This is a genomic window from Bradyrhizobium sp. P3_C3 (genome assembly GCF_056402655.1).
In genome coordinates this window covers 1-16,529 of sequence record NZ_JBFUGY010000055.1, presented here as the reverse complement: position 1 = coordinate 16,529, position 16,529 = coordinate 1, and the positions used below count along the sequence as shown (strand labels likewise).

At 58.7% G+C, this 16,529-nt stretch carries 16 protein-coding genes and 1 pseudogene; 10 read left to right on the top strand and 7 right to left on the bottom strand.

Annotated elements, in window-relative coordinates:
- Positions 1–10 precede the first annotated feature (10 nt).
- Genes trbF through AC1DW2_RS38360 form a run of 4 tightly spaced genes read left to right on the top strand, consistent with a single transcriptional unit; the run spans position 11 to position 3,167 of the window.
- Positions 11–694 carry a conjugal transfer protein TrbF gene (gene trbF, locus AC1DW2_RS38375; protein WP_477008588.1) on the top strand — a complete coding sequence of 228 codons (684 nt, stop codon included), beginning with the start codon at positions 11–13 and terminating at the stop codon, positions 692–694.
- Positions 691–1,722: a P-type conjugative transfer protein TrbG gene (gene trbG, locus AC1DW2_RS38370; protein WP_477008587.1), complete on the top strand. Its 1,032-nt coding sequence runs from the start codon at positions 691–693 to the stop codon at positions 1,720–1,722. The genes trbF and trbG overlap by 4 nt, the downstream gene beginning before the upstream one ends.
- On the top strand, positions 1,719–2,918 hold the full coding sequence (locus tag AC1DW2_RS38365; protein WP_477008586.1) for a TraB/TrbI/VirB10 family type IV secretion system protein: 1,200 nt from the start codon (positions 1,719–1,721) through the stop codon (positions 2,916–2,918). The genes trbG and AC1DW2_RS38365 overlap by 4 nt, the downstream gene beginning before the upstream one ends.
- A gap of 3 nt (positions 2,919–2,921) precedes the next feature.
- Entirely contained in the window at positions 2,922–3,167 is a 246-nt protein-coding gene (locus AC1DW2_RS38360; RefSeq protein WP_477008585.1) for a DUF2274 domain-containing protein, read from the top strand.
- Here the strand turns inward: AC1DW2_RS38360 and AC1DW2_RS38355 are convergent.
- From AC1DW2_RS38355 to AC1DW2_RS38330, 6 genes are all read right to left on the bottom strand, one after another.
- Positions 3,134–4,072: a LysR family transcriptional regulator gene (locus tag AC1DW2_RS38355; RefSeq protein ID WP_477008584.1), complete on the bottom strand. Its 939-nt coding sequence runs from the start codon at positions 4,070–4,072 to the stop codon at positions 3,134–3,136. The two genes, AC1DW2_RS38360 and AC1DW2_RS38355, sit on opposite strands and share 34 nt — an antisense overlap.
- A gap of 57 nt (positions 4,073–4,129) precedes the next feature.
- Positions 4,130–4,759 carry an acyl-homoserine-lactone synthase gene (locus tag AC1DW2_RS38350; protein WP_477008583.1) on the bottom strand — a complete coding sequence of 210 codons (630 nt, stop codon included), beginning with the start codon at positions 4,757–4,759 and terminating at the stop codon, positions 4,130–4,132.
- Positions 4,760–4,856: 97 nt separating this feature from the next.
- On the bottom strand, positions 4,857–5,579 hold the full coding sequence (locus AC1DW2_RS38345) for a helix-turn-helix transcriptional regulator (protein ID WP_477008582.1): 723 nt from the start codon (positions 5,577–5,579) through the stop codon (positions 4,857–4,859).
- A 93-nt stretch (positions 5,580–5,672) separates the two neighbouring features.
- The gene (locus tag AC1DW2_RS38340; RefSeq protein WP_477008581.1) at positions 5,673–6,449 is read right to left on the bottom strand and encodes an SDR family oxidoreductase; all 777 of its coding nucleotides are present in this window, start codon (positions 6,447–6,449) and stop codon (positions 5,673–5,675) included.
- A gap of 126 nt (positions 6,450–6,575) precedes the next feature.
- On the bottom strand, positions 6,576–7,499 hold the full coding sequence (gene kce / locus AC1DW2_RS38335; protein WP_477008580.1) for a 3,5-dioxohexanoate:acetyl-CoA acetone transferase: 924 nt from the start codon (positions 7,497–7,499) through the stop codon (positions 6,576–6,578).
- A gap of 144 nt (positions 7,500–7,643) precedes the next feature.
- Complete coding sequence (locus tag AC1DW2_RS38330; RefSeq protein ID WP_477008579.1) at positions 7,644–8,975, bottom strand: MFS transporter; 1,332 nt, start codon at positions 8,973–8,975, stop codon at positions 7,644–7,646.
- A 178-nt stretch (positions 8,976–9,153) separates the two neighbouring features.
- On the opposite strand from AC1DW2_RS38330, the gene phnF reads away from it, so the two are divergent.
- The 4 genes from phnF (at position 9,154) to AC1DW2_RS38310 (ending at position 14,159) form a co-directional block, all read left to right on the top strand.
- Positions 9,154–9,930, top strand: coding sequence for a phosphonate metabolism transcriptional regulator PhnF (phnF, locus tag AC1DW2_RS38325; RefSeq protein ID WP_477008578.1), 777 nt, complete (start codon positions 9,154–9,156; stop codon positions 9,928–9,930).
- Positions 9,931–10,233: 303 nt separating this feature from the next.
- Positions 10,234–11,313: a TauD/TfdA family dioxygenase gene (locus AC1DW2_RS38320; protein ID WP_477008577.1), complete on the top strand. Its 1,080-nt coding sequence runs from the start codon at positions 10,234–10,236 to the stop codon at positions 11,311–11,313.
- 256 nt (positions 11,314–11,569) lie between these two features.
- Positions 11,570–13,081, top strand: a complete 1,512-nt coding sequence (locus AC1DW2_RS38315) for an SDR family NAD(P)-dependent oxidoreductase (RefSeq protein WP_477008576.1) — start codon at positions 11,570–11,572, stop codon at positions 13,079–13,081.
- 565 nt (positions 13,082–13,646) lie between these two features.
- The gene (locus AC1DW2_RS38310) at positions 13,647–14,159 is read left to right on the top strand and encodes an SDR family NAD(P)-dependent oxidoreductase (RefSeq protein WP_477008607.1); all 513 of its coding nucleotides are present in this window, start codon (positions 13,647–13,649) and stop codon (positions 14,157–14,159) included.
- Positions 14,160–14,246: 87 nt separating this feature from the next.
- On the opposite strand, the pseudogene AC1DW2_RS38305 reads toward AC1DW2_RS38310, so the two are convergent.
- A pseudogene (locus AC1DW2_RS38305) lies at positions 14,247–14,543 on the bottom strand (alpha/beta fold hydrolase); the annotation flags it as partial.
- A gap of 23 nt (positions 14,544–14,566) precedes the next feature.
- On the opposite strand from AC1DW2_RS38305, the gene AC1DW2_RS38300 reads away from it, so the two are divergent.
- Positions 14,567–15,358, top strand: coding sequence for a hypothetical protein (locus AC1DW2_RS38300; protein ID WP_477008575.1), 792 nt, complete (start codon positions 14,567–14,569; stop codon positions 15,356–15,358).
- A gap of 4 nt (positions 15,359–15,362) precedes the next feature.
- Positions 15,363–15,968: a hypothetical protein gene (locus tag AC1DW2_RS38295; RefSeq protein ID WP_477008574.1), complete on the top strand. Its 606-nt coding sequence runs from the start codon at positions 15,363–15,365 to the stop codon at positions 15,966–15,968.
- Positions 15,969–16,529: the final 561 nt, after the last annotated feature.

Sequence of the window (16,529 nt, the reverse complement as noted above, 5' to 3'; positions counted from 1 at the left end):
GCAATGATAGATGTTCAAACGACCTTCCGTTCACTACGGGCGCATGCCCGAGCCCATCACGCCTTACCAAAAGGCAGCGCAGGTTTGGGACGAACGCATTGGATCTGCCCGCGTGCAGGCCAAGAACTGGCGCTTGATGGCGTTCGGCTGCTTGATGTTATCAGTCGGTCTCGCAGGTAGCCTTGTTTGGCAATCGAGCCAAGGCTCGATCACGCCCTGGGTGGTCGAAGTCGATCATATCGGCCAGGCCCAAAGGGTTGCGCCGGCCAACATCGACTATCAACCCACTGATGCGCAGATCGCCTACCATCTGGCGCGCTTTATCGAGGATGTCAGAGGTCTGCCGGCCGACGGCATCGTTCTGCGCCAAAACTGGCTCCGCGCCTATGATTTTACAACCGATCGCGGCGCCGCTGCGCTCAACGACTACGCGCGCAACAATGATCCCTTTGCCAAACTGGGTAAGGCGCAAATCTCCGTCGACGTCTCAAGCGTCATTCGCGCGTCGTCGGAAAGCTTTCGCGTCGCTTGGACCCAGCGCGTCTACGACAATGGCTCGCTGAGCTCGACTGAGCGCTGGACTGCAATTCTCTCGATCGTGATCGAGACACCCCGCGATGCCGAACGCCTGCGCAAGAATCCCCTTGGCGTCTACGTCCGCGCCATCAACTGGTCAAAGGAGTTGAGTCAGTGACCAAGACGATGTCTGACGTTCATTCGAAACGTTCCCTCCAGCAAAGCGGGTCCAATTTGGCATGGTCCGGGCCCGTGGCCGCGAAGCGGGCATTTCTGTCAGCGCTTCTGCTTTCGTCCGCGCTCGGCGGATGTGCGACCTACATTCCGCCGGATATCAGCTATGACGCTCAAGTCCCTCCGCTGCCGGCGGTTCCAACGGCTCTGGACGACAGGTCGCGGCCGCTTCACGTTCCGCCGCTCTGGAAGCCAGCTCTCGGCGGCAAGTCGGCCGGGAAGGAAGAGCCTKAACCCGTGAGCCGGGTTGAGACGGCAAACAGCGCAGCCCGGGTTGAACCGCGCAAGCGGGGGTATTTCAACGCAGCGCAGATTTACGCCTACAGTCCTGGGGCGCTCTATCAGATTTACGCCGCACCCGGGCAGATCACGGATATCGCGCTCGAGGAAGGAGAGCAGTTGACGGGATCAGGGCCAATGGCGGCCGGAGATACCGTACGCTGGGTCGTGGGCGACACCGAGAGCGGGAACGGCGACACGCGACGCGTCCATATCCTGGTCAAGCCGACCCGCGCATCGATCGAGACCAATCTCGTCGTCAATACTGACCGGCGGACCTACCTGATCGAGCTCCGATCCCGCGAGCGGCCATACATGCCGTCTGTTGCCTGGTACTATCCGGAAACAGCACGTGACCGATCCCGTTCAGTCGCTCTGAAACCCGTTCTTCCGGATCCGGCGCAACGCATCTCCCGCTACAGTATCGCAGGGGACAACCCTCCCTGGCGGCCGCTCACCGCATACGACGATGGCCGCAAGGTCTATGTCGAGTTCCCGCAAGGCATCGTGCAAGGCGAGATGCCACCGCTCTTTGTCATCGGCCCGGACGGCAAGACCGAGCTCGTCAACTATCGCGCCTACGGCAACGTGTTGATCGTCGATCGGCTGTTTGCAGCCGCCGAACTCCGGCTTGGCGGTGAACGCCAGCAGAAGGTCAGGATCGTCAGGACCGACGGAAGGCCGTCGTCATGAACAGTGGGAATGTAAACGATCACGAGCAAGCAGTTCCGCCGGAGACACAAGTGGAGCAGTCCGAAAGCTTCCGCTTGAGAGCAGAGCACCCGCGCGTGACGCGGTTGTCGCGGAAGGTCTTAGCCGGCGGGAGCGCGGTTGCCCTGCTTGTCATCGGCGGAGCAGTGCTTTGGTCGCTACAGAACAATCGCTCCCGTAATCAAGCGGCCGATGAGCTTTACAGTACCGACCACCACAATGTTGCCGACGGTATTACGACGCTGCCGAAGGACTATGCTGGCGTTCCGCGCCAGCCAATTCCGCAGCTCGGTCCGCCGCTCCCCGGCGACCTCGGTCGACCGATACTTGCCGCTCAAGGCCAGTCGCCGGCGATCGGCACTGATCCGGACCAGCAGCGCCGGGATCAAGAGACCGAGGCAGCCCGCATCAGCCATTTGTTCGCTGCGACCAATGGAGGAGCGCGTCCGCCCGCTGCGGCGGCTGAAAGCGACCGAGTCGCGTCACCGAATGCAACGAGCACTGATGGATCTGCGCAGAACGGCCAGGACCGCAAGCTTGCCTTCGTGAACGCCTCTGTGGACCGCCGCACGGTAAGCCCTGACCGTATCGCCAGGCCCGCTTCACCATACATCGTGCAGGCTGGGACCGTGATTCCAGGGGCGCTGATCACCGGGATCCGATCGGACCTGCCAGGCCAAATTACCGCGCAGGTAACCGAGAATGTTTTCGACACGCCGACGGGTCGCTTTCTGCTTGTGCCTCAGGGGGCGCGGCTGATTGGCATCTACGATAGCCAGGTCACTTTCGGCCAGTCCCGAGTCCTGCTCGTCTGGACCCGGCTGATCATGCCGAATGGTCGTTCTATCGTTCTCGAGCGGCAGCCTGGCGCTGACACTGCCGGGTATGCGGGCCTCGAAGATCAGGTCGACAATCACTGGAGCGAGTTGTTCAAGGCTGCGGCACTATCGACGTTTCTGGCAGTAGGGACCGAACTGGGTGCCGGCTCTGACACCAACAGCAACGACAGCGCAATCATCCAGGCATTGCGACACGGCGCCTCGGACTCACTGAACCAGACCGGACAGCAGGTAGTTCGACGTAGCCTCGACATCCAGCCCACTCTCACCGTACGACCCGGCTTCCCAGTTCGTGTTGTCGTCAATCGCGACCTCATACTTGCACCTTACCGAGGATAGGGGATGACCAAGCTGAGAATAGGAGCGCTGCCAGACGACAAACCGGTCAAGGTCACCACTGAGCTTCCAGCGTCGGTCCATCGGGACCTCGTAGCCTATGCAGAGGCCCTGGCGCGCGAAAATGGACAGCGCATCGATCCGGTGAAGCTGATCGCGCCCATGTTGGCGCGCTTTATGGCCACGGACCGCGGATTTGCAAAGGCGAGACGAACCAATCAATCCCCAAGAGCCGGCGGAGGTGAGGGATAGCGTTCTGCTAACAGATTGAGGAAACGCTTCAGAGCCGGATTTTCATTGTCGTGCCGCCAATGCGCGTAGTAGCCGATGCGGCTCGGGCCGGCGCCATCGTGCAATTCGCGATAGACCAAATCAACGAAGCTGCCTTCCACATCAGACTCCATGACAAGGCCAATCCCGAGCCCCATACTGATCAGGCTCTTTATGATACCCCGGCTCACATCGTGGCGTTCAATTGTTGGGCGATGTTCCTGCGTCACAAGCTTTGAGATCAACAGGTCTTCGAGATCGCTACCTGGATCATGCTCGCTTATGAGCATCGTCTGGCCTCGGAGATCTGTCCAGTAGATGACTTCGCGCGTAGCAAGGGGGTGATCGTTAGGAACCAAGGCTAGTGTACGTTCGCTCCAAACCGGCAGCGTCTTGGCGTCCGATAATGGTCTTTGCCCAGGAATGATGGCTATATCGACAGTGCCGTTCCTAAGAGCGTTCATTAGAAGAGCACGAGGACGCTCGACAGCCGCAAGTTCTACTTGGGGAACTCCCTTTTTGAACTCGACCATAGTAGCTCTCAAGTTTCCCGCGGAAATAGACGTACAAAAGCCTATCGAGAGACGTCCCGTCTCGCCGCGACCGCTGGATCGAGCGCTCGCAAGCATCGCGTCGACTTGCTCTAGAATTGTTCGCGATACCTGCAGGACGCTTCGACCTGCGGCGGTAGGCACGACTCCTACACTGGAACGCTCAAATATCGTCGCACCGACCCAATGCTCTAGCTGGATGATTAGTCGACTTAGTACGGAATGTTTGACCACTAGAAGCTCCGATCCCTGCCGAAGGCTTCCGCTATCCGCCGCAGCTATTGCGGCCCGCAAGTGACGCAGCTCGATTCGGGGGGAGTTAGAAGCAGAGGCCATCTGGAAGATTCCTGAGGCAGGGGATCTGACATTTGATACGTCGAAATGGTGTGTTGTTTACTCAGCTCTCACTGCAGGTTCCCAAAGTACCGGAGACTGTAGCTCTCCCGCAGTTCTTACCCGCGTCAGGCATTCCGGGGAGATCTCAAGAAACCCAGCAACCGCCTCAGTCCTTCCAAATTTTCTCGGCTGCCCTGTGCGGCGCAGAGGCCATCCCGCACGACGCAAGAGGCGTTCCATGCGGATATCGGTCACCGTAACAATGTCGGTTAGACTTCGTGATAGACCGAACTCGATCATGCCGGCGAAGAGCTCATAAGTTGCACTGGTCAAACCATGAATTGTGCTGCGCCCCTCATTGCTGACGTCGAGTGCGAAACGGCTGCTTTCCCAAACTGAAGGATCCGCTTGGAGTGACTTCCCGTCCAGTAAGGCGGGGAAAACATCTCGCAACATTGTCGGTCCCACAGATGGGAGCATCCGAACGCAACCCTGAATACGGTAGTCGCTCGCTCGTTGGATTAGGTAGACAGGGTCAATCGCATCGAACTCATCGATTTCCATATCGCCACTGATTTGGACATCCCACTGCAGCCGGTCCTTGAATACCCGATACCGAAGCCGATGCATTTCGGCGATCTCGTGAGCTAAACTTCCATGGTATTCTGGCGTGACGACCTGCATCATGGCGTGCCTCCAAAGACATCGATGGTCTATTGAAGAGCAAGATTCTTGAGCCCGCAGCCTCCTCAGCTAAGGAGGATCACTACTTCTGACGCATGCTTTAGGAATGCAACGTCGCGGAAGCAATCCGAGCGACTGCCTGAATCGTTGATCGAACCCCAAGCTTTGCTTTGGCATTTTCGAGATGGAATGCCACGGTATGACGTGAGATTCCCATGATACGCCCACTCTCCCAGGCCGATTTCCCTTCGGCTGCCCACCTAAGGCATTCCACCTCTCGCGGTGAGAGATTAATGCCATCAAGTCGGTTCTCGGATGCCATCTTGCGTTGAGCGTGTGCATGAAAGCAGATTGCCATAAGTTGTAGGACCAACGCATGATCGGCGATTGTGCGCTCGAAGGCTGACCGGCGCTCGTCGGTGGCAAAGGTAACTGCGGCAATAGTTCCGTTGTTATCGTGGATTGGAATAGTGAAACCACCGCGAATACCGAAGCGAGCCGCTTCCTCGAATAGCTCGCGTTCGGGGTCTGAACCTGCTCTAGGTCCTATCCCGAGGCCCCAACGAAAGGGATCAGGACAGCGGAGAACTTGGGAAATTACAGGATCGATTCGTTCATATTGCTTTTGCAAGTAGTATGAAGTCCAGGTTGAAGGATAGTTCGAGATTAGCAGCGGCGACGCATCGGGAACGCGCGGGAGAGATAGGTAGGCGAAACAGCATAGATTGAGCGCCGCTGCAGTCTCGGCCAAACCCTCTCTGAGATCTTTGCAATCCTTACCTTCGACGAGACGGTGAACAAAGGCTTGAAGGACAAGCCGCACGGTACTGCTTCCGATTTTGAAGTTCTTGAGTAGATGCGCAGGCGTCGTTGGAGCCGGGCGCGCTGGTAGCCAATGACTTTTTCATGCTCTCCGCTATCCGAGCATCTGAGTATCTCCGCAGATCGAAATCGCCTGCCCGGAAATCGTGCAACCTCGGGGGCTGCACATGAAAACGATCTGGTCGGCAATCTGGTCCGACGTGACGTAATCCTTGATCGAGGTGTGGGAAAAAGCGATGCGCTCCATCTCTGCGTAGGAAATGCCCCGCTGCTGTGCCTTGGCTTCGAGCACGCGGCGCTGGCGGTCGCCGGCGACGAGGCCGGGCAGGATGGCGTTGACGCGGATCTTGTCCGGCCCAAGTTCGATTGCCAGCGACTTGGTCAATCCGATCACGCCCCATTTGGCGGCCGCATAAGGTGTGCGCATGGCGAAGCCGACCTTCCCAGCCGCGGATGAAATGTTGACGATCGATGCGTTCTTGCTCTCGCGCAAGAGCGGTACCGCCAGCCGGGTACAGTTGAATTGGCTGGTGAGGCAGACTTCGACGCAGCGATCCCACTCCTCCGGGTTCATCTCCTCAACCTTCGCGGTCGGGCCGGCGATGCCGGCATTGTTGACGAGCACGTCGAGTCCACCGAGTGCGCGGACCGCAGCATCGAACATCGTATTCACGGCTGGGCGATCGGATACATCGCACCGCGAGCGTGTAATGGCAGGATCGCTCATTGCGAGCGTAGTCAGCGCCGCCTCATCAACATCGCAAATGAAAACTAGAGCCCCCTCGCGCGCAAAGGCGCGGGCTGTGGCCAATCCGATACCGCTAGCGCCAGCGGTGATCAGCACCCGCAGGCCGTTAATGTTGAGATCCATGGTTGCTCCGAGATGAGTTGCAAAACGTCCGCTTGCGGTGGCGCGACCCGACGGGATGATGCCAGCCGCATGCGATTGATTTGGTCGAGCAAATGAATTGCGGACAATGCGTCTCTTGACCCCGCGCTACACTGCCAGCTTGTCGCCACCCTTCAGATGCAGCGTCTCGCGCGCCTCGTCCGAGCTCGCGACCTCGAGGCCGAGACCTTCGATGATCTTGCGCACGATCCGCACCTGCTCGGCGTTCGAGGACGCCATGCGGCCCGGCGCGGCCCACAGCGAGTCCTCTAGGCCGACACGGATATTGCCGCCCATGGCGGCGCCCATCGCGGCGATCGGCAACTGATGGCGCCCGGCACCCAGCACGGACCAGATGAATTTGTCGCCGAACAGCCGTTCCGCTGTGCGCTTCATGTGCAGCACGTCTTCCGGATGCGGGCCGATCCCGCCCTGGAGGCCGAACACGGTTTGCACAAACAGGGGTGGCTTCACGAGGCCCTCGTCGAGGAAGTATTGCAAATTGTAGAGATGCGCCGTGTCGTAGCACTCGAACTCGAGGCGGGTTCCTGTCGTCGACAGCGTCTTCAGCACGAACTCGATGTCCTGGAAGGTGTTGCGAAACACGATATCCTTGTTCTCAACATGTTTGCGTTCCCAGTCGTGCTTGAAGGTCCTGAAGCGGTTGAGCATGCCGAAGAAGCCGAAATTCATCGAGCCCATGTTCAGCGAGGCGACCTCGGGCTTGTAGACCGCGGCGGGACGCACGCGCTCGTCCACCGTCATGGTCGGTGAGCCGCCCGTGGTGAGGTTGATCACAGCATTGGAGCGCTGTTTGATGATCTTGAGGAACGGCGCGAAGGCTTCCGGTGACTGGTCGGGCTGGCCCGTTTCAGGGTTGCGCGCGTGCAGGTGCACGATTGCCGCGCCCGCTTCGGCGGCTTCCACTGCGGCATCCGCGATTTGCTGCGATGTCACGGGCAGCGCCGGCGACATCGAAGGCGTGTGGATCGCGCCGGTGACGGCACAGGTGATGATGACTTTGCGGCTCATACGTTGCTCACTTCTTGCAGCTGATTGACGCGTTCTTATTTTGGTCGCTCTATTTGTTGTGATGAGGCGCCGGTGTGCGCGATAGATGCCCGTTGCGTCGTTAGTCCGTCAGGCAGAACGGCAATCGCGGCGATTGGTCCCACATCAGCGATCGAAGTCAGGTTCTGGTCGAGTTTCTCGGATCGTGGCCATGGCGGCGGTACCCAGCGCGGTGGCAACAAGCATGTACCAAGCAGGCGAGATAGGGTTTCCTGTGTACTGGATCAGCCAAGAAAAGATCACCTGAGCGGTGCCTCCAAAGATCATTGCGCCTATCGAGTAGATGAGCGACGCGGATAAACTTCGACTAGATTTCGGCATGACCTCGCTCAGAACCAGCATACAGACCGCGCTGCTCATCTGATTCAATGTCGCGAGCACGCCCGTCGTAATCAACAGGCTAGCCGTTGAGGGATGCGCAACAACATAAGAAAACAGCGGCCATGTCGCTGCTATGAGGAACAGCCTCGGTATGACCATTACGGGTCTTCGTCCGAACCGGTCGGAAAGAGCACCGCCAGCCAATGCGCCGAACAAGTTTCCAATGCCCATCACGACCGGCGCCCAGAGAGCAACTTGGACACTCAAGTGCAGGGTCGCGATCGAGAAAGTCGTCATATATGCGAGGAGATAGAAGGGCAGTGTCGTGCCCATCAAGATCACGAAGCACAGTGCGACATCTCTGCCGTGATGTCCCAAGGTGCGCCGAACCTCGGAGGAAAGCTTGTAATCGGAGGTCGACCGGCTGTGCGTCTCAGGCAGATTTTTGCGGATCCAGAGGCCCACCGGAACCACAGCCACTCCGACCAGAAACGGAATGCGCCAACCCCAATCCTGCGTCGCCTCGTCGCCGATAATCGCAGCGACGGTAACCCCGATTCCGCCCGAGAGCAGCGTGGCGATACCTTGGCTCGCGAGTTGCCAGCTTCCCACAAAGCCGCGCTTGTTAGGCGCGGCCCCCTCTGCCAAGTAGGAGATTGCCGGGCCGAAGTCTCCGCCAAATGCGAAGCCCTGGACAAGTCTGGCCAATACCAGGACGATCGAGGCCGCCGGGCCGATCATGGCGTGGGTCGGCAAAATAGCGGGAACCAACATGCCAACGCCCATGAGAAGCAGGCTCAGCATCATGGCCGCGCGGCGGCCCGCACGATCACCATAAGCGCCAATGATAAGAGCTCCGAACGGCCTGGCGACGAACCCCACGCCGAACGTAGCGAGCGACAGGATGAGGCTCGTGAACTCGTCCTTTGCCGGGAAAAAAGCCTTTGCGATCGGCACGGCGAAAAATGCATAGAGCGCGAAATCGTAGCTTTCCAGCACGCTCCCAGCAATTGTCGCAACGATATGAATGGGCCTGACGACGGTCGTGCTGTGTCCGAATCCTTCGGTTCTCTCGTCGCTCGAAGCAGCGCTTCGCTCCGTCATGACCACCGTCATTCGGCTTCCCCCTAAAGCATTTTCATCTCTGCACGCAATCGGCCGCAGCTCAGGTGGAGAGTTACAGACGTATAGACGTCTGTCAAACGAAAAAGCTCTGGCAGGCTCTCAGTTCCCCTGCTCAAAGGCGTTGTCGCTTGTCTTCCGCCGCGCTAGGCAGAGAGGAACGATTTGGAACATGACCATGAATGAAGATCACGTGAGCCCGCTTGAGGACGGCATTTCGCTCTGGCGGCGGATCGAGCGAGCACTGCTCGATGACATCGCTACTGGACGAATTGCTGCGGGCGAAAAAATCCAAAGCGAGATCGAGCTTGCAGACAGATTCTCCGCACATCGACACACTGTCCGTCGCGCGATCGCATCTCTGGTGCAGAAGGGCGCGCTGCGCATTGAGCGTGGTCGTGGGACGTTCGTCCATCACGATCCGATTGACTACATCATCGGCCGGCGGACTCGCTTCGAAGAGAACCTCTTGCGGCAGAATCGCAACCATCGCGGAAAGATGCTGTGGTTTGCGGAGATCAGCGCCGTGCCACGTGTCGCGACGGCTCTCGCCATAAGGGAGGGTTCGAAAGTGATCGTAGTAGACACGATTAATTCTGATGCGGACATTCCGATCAGTTTGGCGCGCCTCTTCCTTCCGGCTAAGCGCTTTCACAACTTTCGGCAAGCTTACGAAGATGCTGGCGGTTCGGTTACGGCGGCACTCAACAAGTGTGGTGTGCCAGACTTTATCCGGCAGTTCACGCGAATCAGCACAAGCTTACCTTCCGTTGACGACGCAAAGCTGTTGCGGCAGCCAACAAGCTTGCCGATCTTGCAGATCGAAAGCATCGAAGCTGACCTCAAAGGTGTGCCTATTAAATATGCCACTGCCCGATATGCCGGGGAGAGAGTCAATCTTGTCCTGACCACTCAAGAAGAACGAGCCAGCACAAAACGCACGCGCTGAAGGAAGTCGGCGCCTCTCTTTCTCTTTTTGATGCGGGCGTCTATGACGACGCGTACTCCCCGTTTCTGAACAATGCCGGAGCCCCCTCGGGCGCACCAATGCATGAATGTTCGGCTGAGGTTCGAATCCTTTGCCGATCCCGCGCCGGTGGTTCACTCGACTAACTGATCCAGCCGCGACCATCGATCGATAATAGCCGGACGCGAAGCGAGCCCGTCACCTCTTGACTAGGCCGAATTCCCTGTGGTCTTATACAGACGTCTAGACGTCTAAACGACGACGTCACAGAGTGGAGGAAGTCTGATGATGGGTTTTGAGTGTCCGGTAGAGGGAACTGGTGCGTGGAGCGGGCCGGAGATCGACTACCGGAATGATGGCATGCACCTCTTAACGGCCGGCGAGATCAGGGAGGTCGATGACGCGCTGGTTCACTTGCGTTCGTTAGGGGACGTAGATTTTAACTCCATCACGCCCGCGACATTTCCTCTTCCGACGCTCGGCGGTTGGCTCGCCAAGGTTGGCGATGACCTGAGGTTCGGGCGTGGCTTTCTGCTTCTGCGCGGATTACCGCGCGAACGCTATAGCGAGGATGATCTTGCCCGCATCTATTTTGGCCTTGGTTCATATATTGGGCGCCCCACGCCACAATCGCATAGTGGCGAGTTGCTCGGTCACGTAATGGATGTGAGCGATATCGAACAGCACGGGCGAGGATACCGGATCGGAGGCGGTCAGGACATGCACACGGACAGTTGTGACATCGTCGCGCTGCTGTGCCTACGCGCCGCGAAATCCGGAGGCGCCAGTAGAATCGCGAGCGTGGCGGGCATTCACAACCATCTTCTTCAGCATCAGCCCGATCTCCTGAAAGTCCTTTATGGCGACTATGTCTTCCGCCGAATCGAAAAGGACGCAGAATTCGGCAGCGGAGAACTCGTCAAGAAGGTCGTCATCTTCTCGCGAGAGAGCGGGGATTTCACCTGCAATATTCAACCTAACTATCCGCGGCGAGCCGTCGCGGCAGGTGACGCGGTGATGACGAAAGAGCAGGTCGAGGCGCTCGACGAGTTGCAGCGTCTCGCCTCGTCAGCGGAATTCTATCTCGACATGAACATCGGCGAAGGCGACATCCAGTTCCTCAACAACCGCGTGCTCCTTCACGGGCGCCTGGACTACGAGGATCATCCTGAGCTCGCCCGTCGCCGTCATATGATGCGGCTTTGGCTGTCGGTACCCACCTGGCCAGCAATGCCAGGTAACCAAGCGATGCATACCGCTGAAGATCATCGAGCCTGGCTCGAGCGGAGGAGGCCGCTCATGGAATTACCCTCGCGCTATCTCGCTATGATGAACGAAAAGCTTTCTCAGCGGCGGGCTTCATAGCAGGATCCCGCGCTACCTTGCGAGAGGAGGACGCGTGCGCGTATGCGGTCTCCCTCTCGCAACCATGGTGACGAGTTTTAGCTCGACAATCGGTGCCGCGACCGGGGCCTCGCGGCAATTGCGCATATTGAGGCCGAGACGGGCTGAGCCTTGCGGCGGATGGGCGGCTGCAGGTTGGAATAATGGAGTATGAAGCACAATGCCAGTATCCAATACCTCAGCTGGCCGGTCATCGTCCACCTGCGAGGTCGTCGTCGTGACCGGCGCCGCTTCCGGAATCKGTCTTGAGACGGCTCGGCTCTTGCAGGCGAGAGGTACTGAGGTCATCGGGGTTGATCTCAGCTGGAGTGAGGTGCCACCCGGTCTGCTTACAGTGACGGGCGATGTTGCCGATCCCGAAACCTGGCGCGGTGCGGCGCGCATGATTAGGGAGATGCGCGCAACGGTCGGTTCGCTTGTGCTGGCCGCCGCTTGCCTCGACGTAGGCACAATCCTGACCTTGGACGAATCTAAATGGCGCAGGATGATCGAGGTCAACCTATTTGGCGTGATCCGTCCCATTGCTACGTTCTTGCCCGGCATGATCGAGCGCGGCGGTGGCTCCATCGTCATCGTGGGAAGCATCGATTCCTATTCGGCTGAACAAGGGCTGATCGGCTACTGCGCGTCGAAGGGCGCAGTCTTGCAAGTCTCACGGACCCTTGCCCTCGATCATGCGCGTGACAATATCCGCGTGAACTGCGTCTGCCCCGGAGTCACGGATACCCCGTTTTTCCGACGCCACCTTGCCACGGCGACGGATCCTGAGGCGTTTCTGCGTAGACGCGAGAACGCAATCCTCTTGGGCGACTGCTGCAGCCTTCCGAGGTTGCAGAGACGATCGTCTTCCTCGCCAGCACAGCCGCCTCTGGCATTACCGGAGCACAGATCGTCGTTGATGCTGGGCTCACCGCCGGTTTCGACTTTCGCACGCGAGAGGGAGGCGATTGACGTGAGCAACCGTTTTTCTCTGAAAGCGTTGCACTATGCGAGCCAAACCGTTCCCGGCGCACAAGTTTTCTTTCAGCACCGCTTCGAAAGTTGGCTGGACTTTCACTACTATGCGTTCCTCGCGCGCAGAGGAGAGGAAATTGTACTGTTCGACGTGGGCATGGATGCACCTGGAGCGTTCGGCGACAGCTTAGTCGCCGAACTCGGCGTTCGCGGGAGCGTGCGGATGCGCAAGCCATTCACCGAGCTCCTGCGAGAGGAAGGCGTCGATCCGTCGAAGGTCAGCACGATCTTCGTCAGTCATTTTCATGCCGATCACGTCTCGAATCTGAGGATCTTTGAACATGCGAAGATCTATGTCTCAGCGCCAGCTTGGCGGCAACTGGAGGCCGCGCGGAGCACATATCCGGACATGATTCCCGATCCGCTCTATCCAGCGGATATCCTCCACTTCGTTCGTAAGTCCATCAATGCGAGGGTCTTTCTGCTTGAGGATGGAGACACGCCCGTTGACGGCATCCGCATCCGACATCTGGGCGGTCACAGCCCGGACATGACGGGCTATGAGGTCGAGTCGACTGTTGGCAGCGTGGCTCTCCCGATGGATACGGTCTGGACGTATGAAAATCTTGTCCGCAATCACCCGCCGGGGGCTGCCAGCGATATCCTGGAATGCTTTGCCGCGATGGAATGGGTGCGCAACGGGGGCGCTCTTATGATTCCGGGGCACGATCCGCTGTTACTTGAACGCCACCCTTTTGGAGTTATCGCGCCCTAAGCGGACGGTGTTAGGGAGCAAATCATTTCAAGCAAAATCTGCGGGCGGTTAGAGGTATTGCCGCGGCGCGGATCGCGTTATCGAGAATGGCACAAGCTGAAGGCAATCGCTTTTTTGGATCGGCGAAGCCTGACGCGCGCAACAAGGTAAGCGCGGCCTGAGACATTGCCGCTAGCCGTTGAAGCGCCGATAGCAGGGCATTTCAATGGTCCATAGGCCGACAATCTCAAGCACTGCTGCCTTAAACTGTTCCGGCCTTCCTCCCGGCCGGATTTCACCCCCGTTTTGGGGGGTACTTAGGCCCGGCCATTCGGCCGGGCCCTTTTACCCAAGAGTGAACGCAGCCGCTGACCGATAGGCAACGCTCCGGAATGGATGGAGGCGAGGCCAGGAACGTCTCCCTGGTGAATCATCGTCGGGCGCGCTGCGATGTCGGGATCAAGCCAACGTCTCGGCGGACCTCACTGGGAGGAGTTCTCCCGCCTTCGCCCACCTTGGATTCTGCCGACTCCATCGGTGAATCAGTGAGCTACTGCCCGATCCTTGATGAGATTCTCAGTGGCGAATAATCGCCAACGCTGGTATCTCGCGGTCGGAGGACATGACCGCAGACAGCTGGGATGTCTCCGACGCTGAGGCGATTGTGGAGACCAACATTTTGGGGGTGCTGCGCGTAGCGGCGGCGCTCCTACCGGTCCTGAAAGGGCAACCAAACGCGACGATCATCGCGACCGGCTCGAACCTCGCCTTCGTGCCCCGCGCCGATTTCCCGACCTACTGCGCCAGCAAGGCGTTTCTGCATTCTTGGCTCCAGTCGCTGCGTCATCAGCTCCGTAACGTCCCCGTCGAAGTGCTAGAGCTCGCACCGCCCTACGTGCAGACGGAGCTCACAGGCGCTCAGCAGGCAGCCGACCCGCGCGCCATGCCCGTCGATGCGTATGTCGCGGAGGTGATGCAGCTGCTGGGGCGGGAAGATCACGCCCGAGGCGAGGTGCTGGTCGAACGCGACCGTGCTCGGCGATGGGCCGAGCGGGACGGTCGCTACGATTCCACCTTTGCTGCCATGAACCCGGGCTGAGACAGTGGTCTAAGGCTGCTTCACTGTTCCTTCAGCCCGAGAGCGGTCGCTCCGCTCTCGGGCAACGCGAGTTCGGTCCTCCGGATGAAGCGCCTTCTCGATCCTTAGCGCGTCCATGAAGGCAATATCGTCCACCGCCAATGCCGCAGGCTGCCCGTTGCGCAAAGTCTCACTGGAAAGGAATCGCGTTGCACCGTATCCGCGAAGATAGGGAATAAGCACGCGATAGCCGGCCGAAGCAAGCAAGGACGTCACATCGACGAAGCTGTATATGTCATAAGGCCAACCGTGAAGTAGAATGACGGGAGGACCGTCGGCCGGACCTGCTTCGGCGTAAGCGATGTTCAACAACCCAGCGTCAATGTGTTTCAATGGTCCGAACAATGCGTTGCTCGCCAGTGAGATCGGTGACGTCGTCGGCTTCTCGTCAGCCTTTCGATTTTCTTCAGATCGTTCGAGGTTTAGTCGAATGGCCGGAAGGCGAGCTCGCCAAGCACGCGTTGGAAGAAGCGCGCGAGACGATCGTCTACCTTGCCGCCGGCGGATCGGAGACGATTGATTGTTATGCCATCGTGCAACCGCGCGGGGATGGCGAGCCCATCACGTTCGTAGACCATGGGCACGATTGGGAAACCCTCGAGCCACAGCTCGCCCGGGTTGGGCGCGCGCGTCTTGCGATCGTAATGCTTCCCACGTTATTCGGAGAGTTTTCAGTCAACGTGCCTCCCACTCAGATCCTCGGTGAGGCGCTCACGCATCTGGGCACAGTCGCATACTGGAACCTTACATCGTCCTCATCTCAGATCGTTCACGCTGAATCCTTTCTGTATGCCCCTCAAGGGTTGGCCGGTGTATCGGACTCTGGCCGGAGGGGCCCGGCCGGACTGCTATCGAGGGGGCCGGGTTACGTCACGGTCGGAGCGGCACCGCTCTACGCGGTCGACATCGTCAGCAACTTTCTATCGGCTCTACCCCGGGGCACAGGGCTGCTGCGGGCGTCACGCCCGATTGCGGCCCGGATCAATCGGATCGACGAGATCGTTTTCGACGTTGGCGCAAGACGTGTTCCGGCCGATATTGTTGCGGCTGTGCGTGTCTACGAGCATTTCTATGAATTGGGAAAGTTGCCGGGGCCCATTCCGTTTTGCAACGCGATGACCTTGTTCAACGCAATCCACGAAGCCACGAAAGGTGACTAGTATTATGACGCAGGATGAACCAGTCGCAGACCTCGTTGCGGTCGCCGCCCTCGAGATGTCGACTGCTTACGGTTCCGACTACGACAACTGCAAGAGCTACATTCTGATGTTCTTGGGTGTGGAAGACGAGGCCGCCCTTTATCACCTGCAGCTCAAGGCTGATGGCAAAGCAAGCTCGACCTCTCTCCGGCACGTCGTGAGGAATGCGAAAAAGGTGCGGGTCGTCGACATCATTCAAGCACTTACGACCATCGCGGGTGTTGCGTTCGCGACCCAGGATGCGATCAAGTTTTGGCTGGCGGCCACTAACGCTGGATTGTTCTTCATCAAGGTATTTCGCAACTCCGTCACCGTGACGCTGGATCCCGCCGACGCCTCCATTCTGTGCGCCCTCAAGCGACTCGGAAACCGCGCAACCTGCGACGAGCTGCTCAGCGAGTGGCGCAAGGTTGTAGCAGAGTCAAAGGACGTTGACGCCGTGATAAGCGATGTAAAGCTGTCCGCTCGCCTCGTTGAGCTCGAAAAGCTGGGATGTGTCACCGTCGAAGACGGGCGCGTGGCGTTTGCGGAGAGCATTGCGGCCGACGACACCATTGCTCAATCGGCTTAGATCTCGCTTGCCTTCGCTGCTGCATGCCATCGCTTCAATGGCCTAGGCTGTAGATTTCTAGGTGCGGTATTGAAATTGGCCAGCGCTCAACCACATGGACAATCTTGTCAGCCAATAAGGCGAGCGATTGCTCGGCCTCTAAAGGTGAGCCGAGGGATGTGACCCCATTGTGCCCCAGCTTTTTCCGGGCACACCACGAGGGGAGCAAGACACTAAATAACTGAATCTTCGGCGCTAATGGTGGGCGCACAAGGGATCGAACTGTCAATCGGCCTGTAAATTTGGCTCTGACTCATATGTGGAACGGCCCGGGCTGCAAGATCTTTCTCTGGTTGAACAAGGGATGACGGTGCGGTCATATGTCCGGCCTTTGAACGCGGCACCCGGCCGCTGGCCACGATGATATCCGCGGAAGCAATCGCCCAATCAATTTCTCGCGCTCGAAGCGCAGTGAGTCAGGCGGTCTGATTGCTACCGAGAATGTCGTCATTCAGGGTTCATCCAGATTTGCACCTTGCCTCTTCGGTTCATCCAGATTTGCACCTTGCCTCTTCGGCAGCT

Bases quoted from the DNA above. Each gene is read 5' to 3' on its own strand.
- trbF (WP_477008588.1), top strand. From the start codon at position 11: ATGTTCAAACGACCTTCCGTTCACTACGGGCGCATGCCCGAGCCCATC.
- AC1DW2_RS38365 (WP_477008586.1), top strand. From the start codon at position 1,719: ATGAACAGTGGGAATGTAAACGATCACGAGCAAGCAGTTCCGCCGGAG.
- AC1DW2_RS38360 (WP_477008585.1), top strand. From the start codon at position 2,922: ATGACCAAGCTGAGAATAGGAGCGCTGCCAGACGACAAACCGGTCAAG.
- AC1DW2_RS38355 (WP_477008584.1), bottom strand. From the start codon at position 4,072: ATGGCCTCTGCTTCTAACTCCCCCCGAATCGAGCTGCGTCACTTGCGG.
- AC1DW2_RS38350 (WP_477008583.1), bottom strand. From the start codon at position 4,759: ATGATGCAGGTCGTCACGCCAGAATACCATGGAAGTTTAGCTCACGAG.
- AC1DW2_RS38340 (WP_477008581.1), bottom strand. From the start codon at position 6,449: ATGGATCTCAACATTAACGGCCTGCGGGTGCTGATCACCGCTGGCGCT.
- kce (WP_477008580.1), bottom strand. From the start codon at position 7,499: ATGAGCCGCAAAGTCATCATCACCTGTGCCGTCACCGGCGCGATCCAC.
- AC1DW2_RS38330 (WP_477008579.1), bottom strand. From the start codon at position 8,975: ATGACGGTGGTCATGACGGAGCGAAGCGCTGCTTCGAGCGACGAGAGA.
- phnF (WP_477008578.1), top strand. From the start codon at position 9,154: ATGACCATGAATGAAGATCACGTGAGCCCGCTTGAGGACGGCATTTCG.
- AC1DW2_RS38320 (WP_477008577.1), top strand. From the start codon at position 10,234: ATGATGGGTTTTGAGTGTCCGGTAGAGGGAACTGGTGCGTGGAGCGGG.
- AC1DW2_RS38295 (WP_477008574.1), top strand. From the start codon at position 15,363: ATGACGCAGGATGAACCAGTCGCAGACCTCGTTGCGGTCGCCGCCCTC.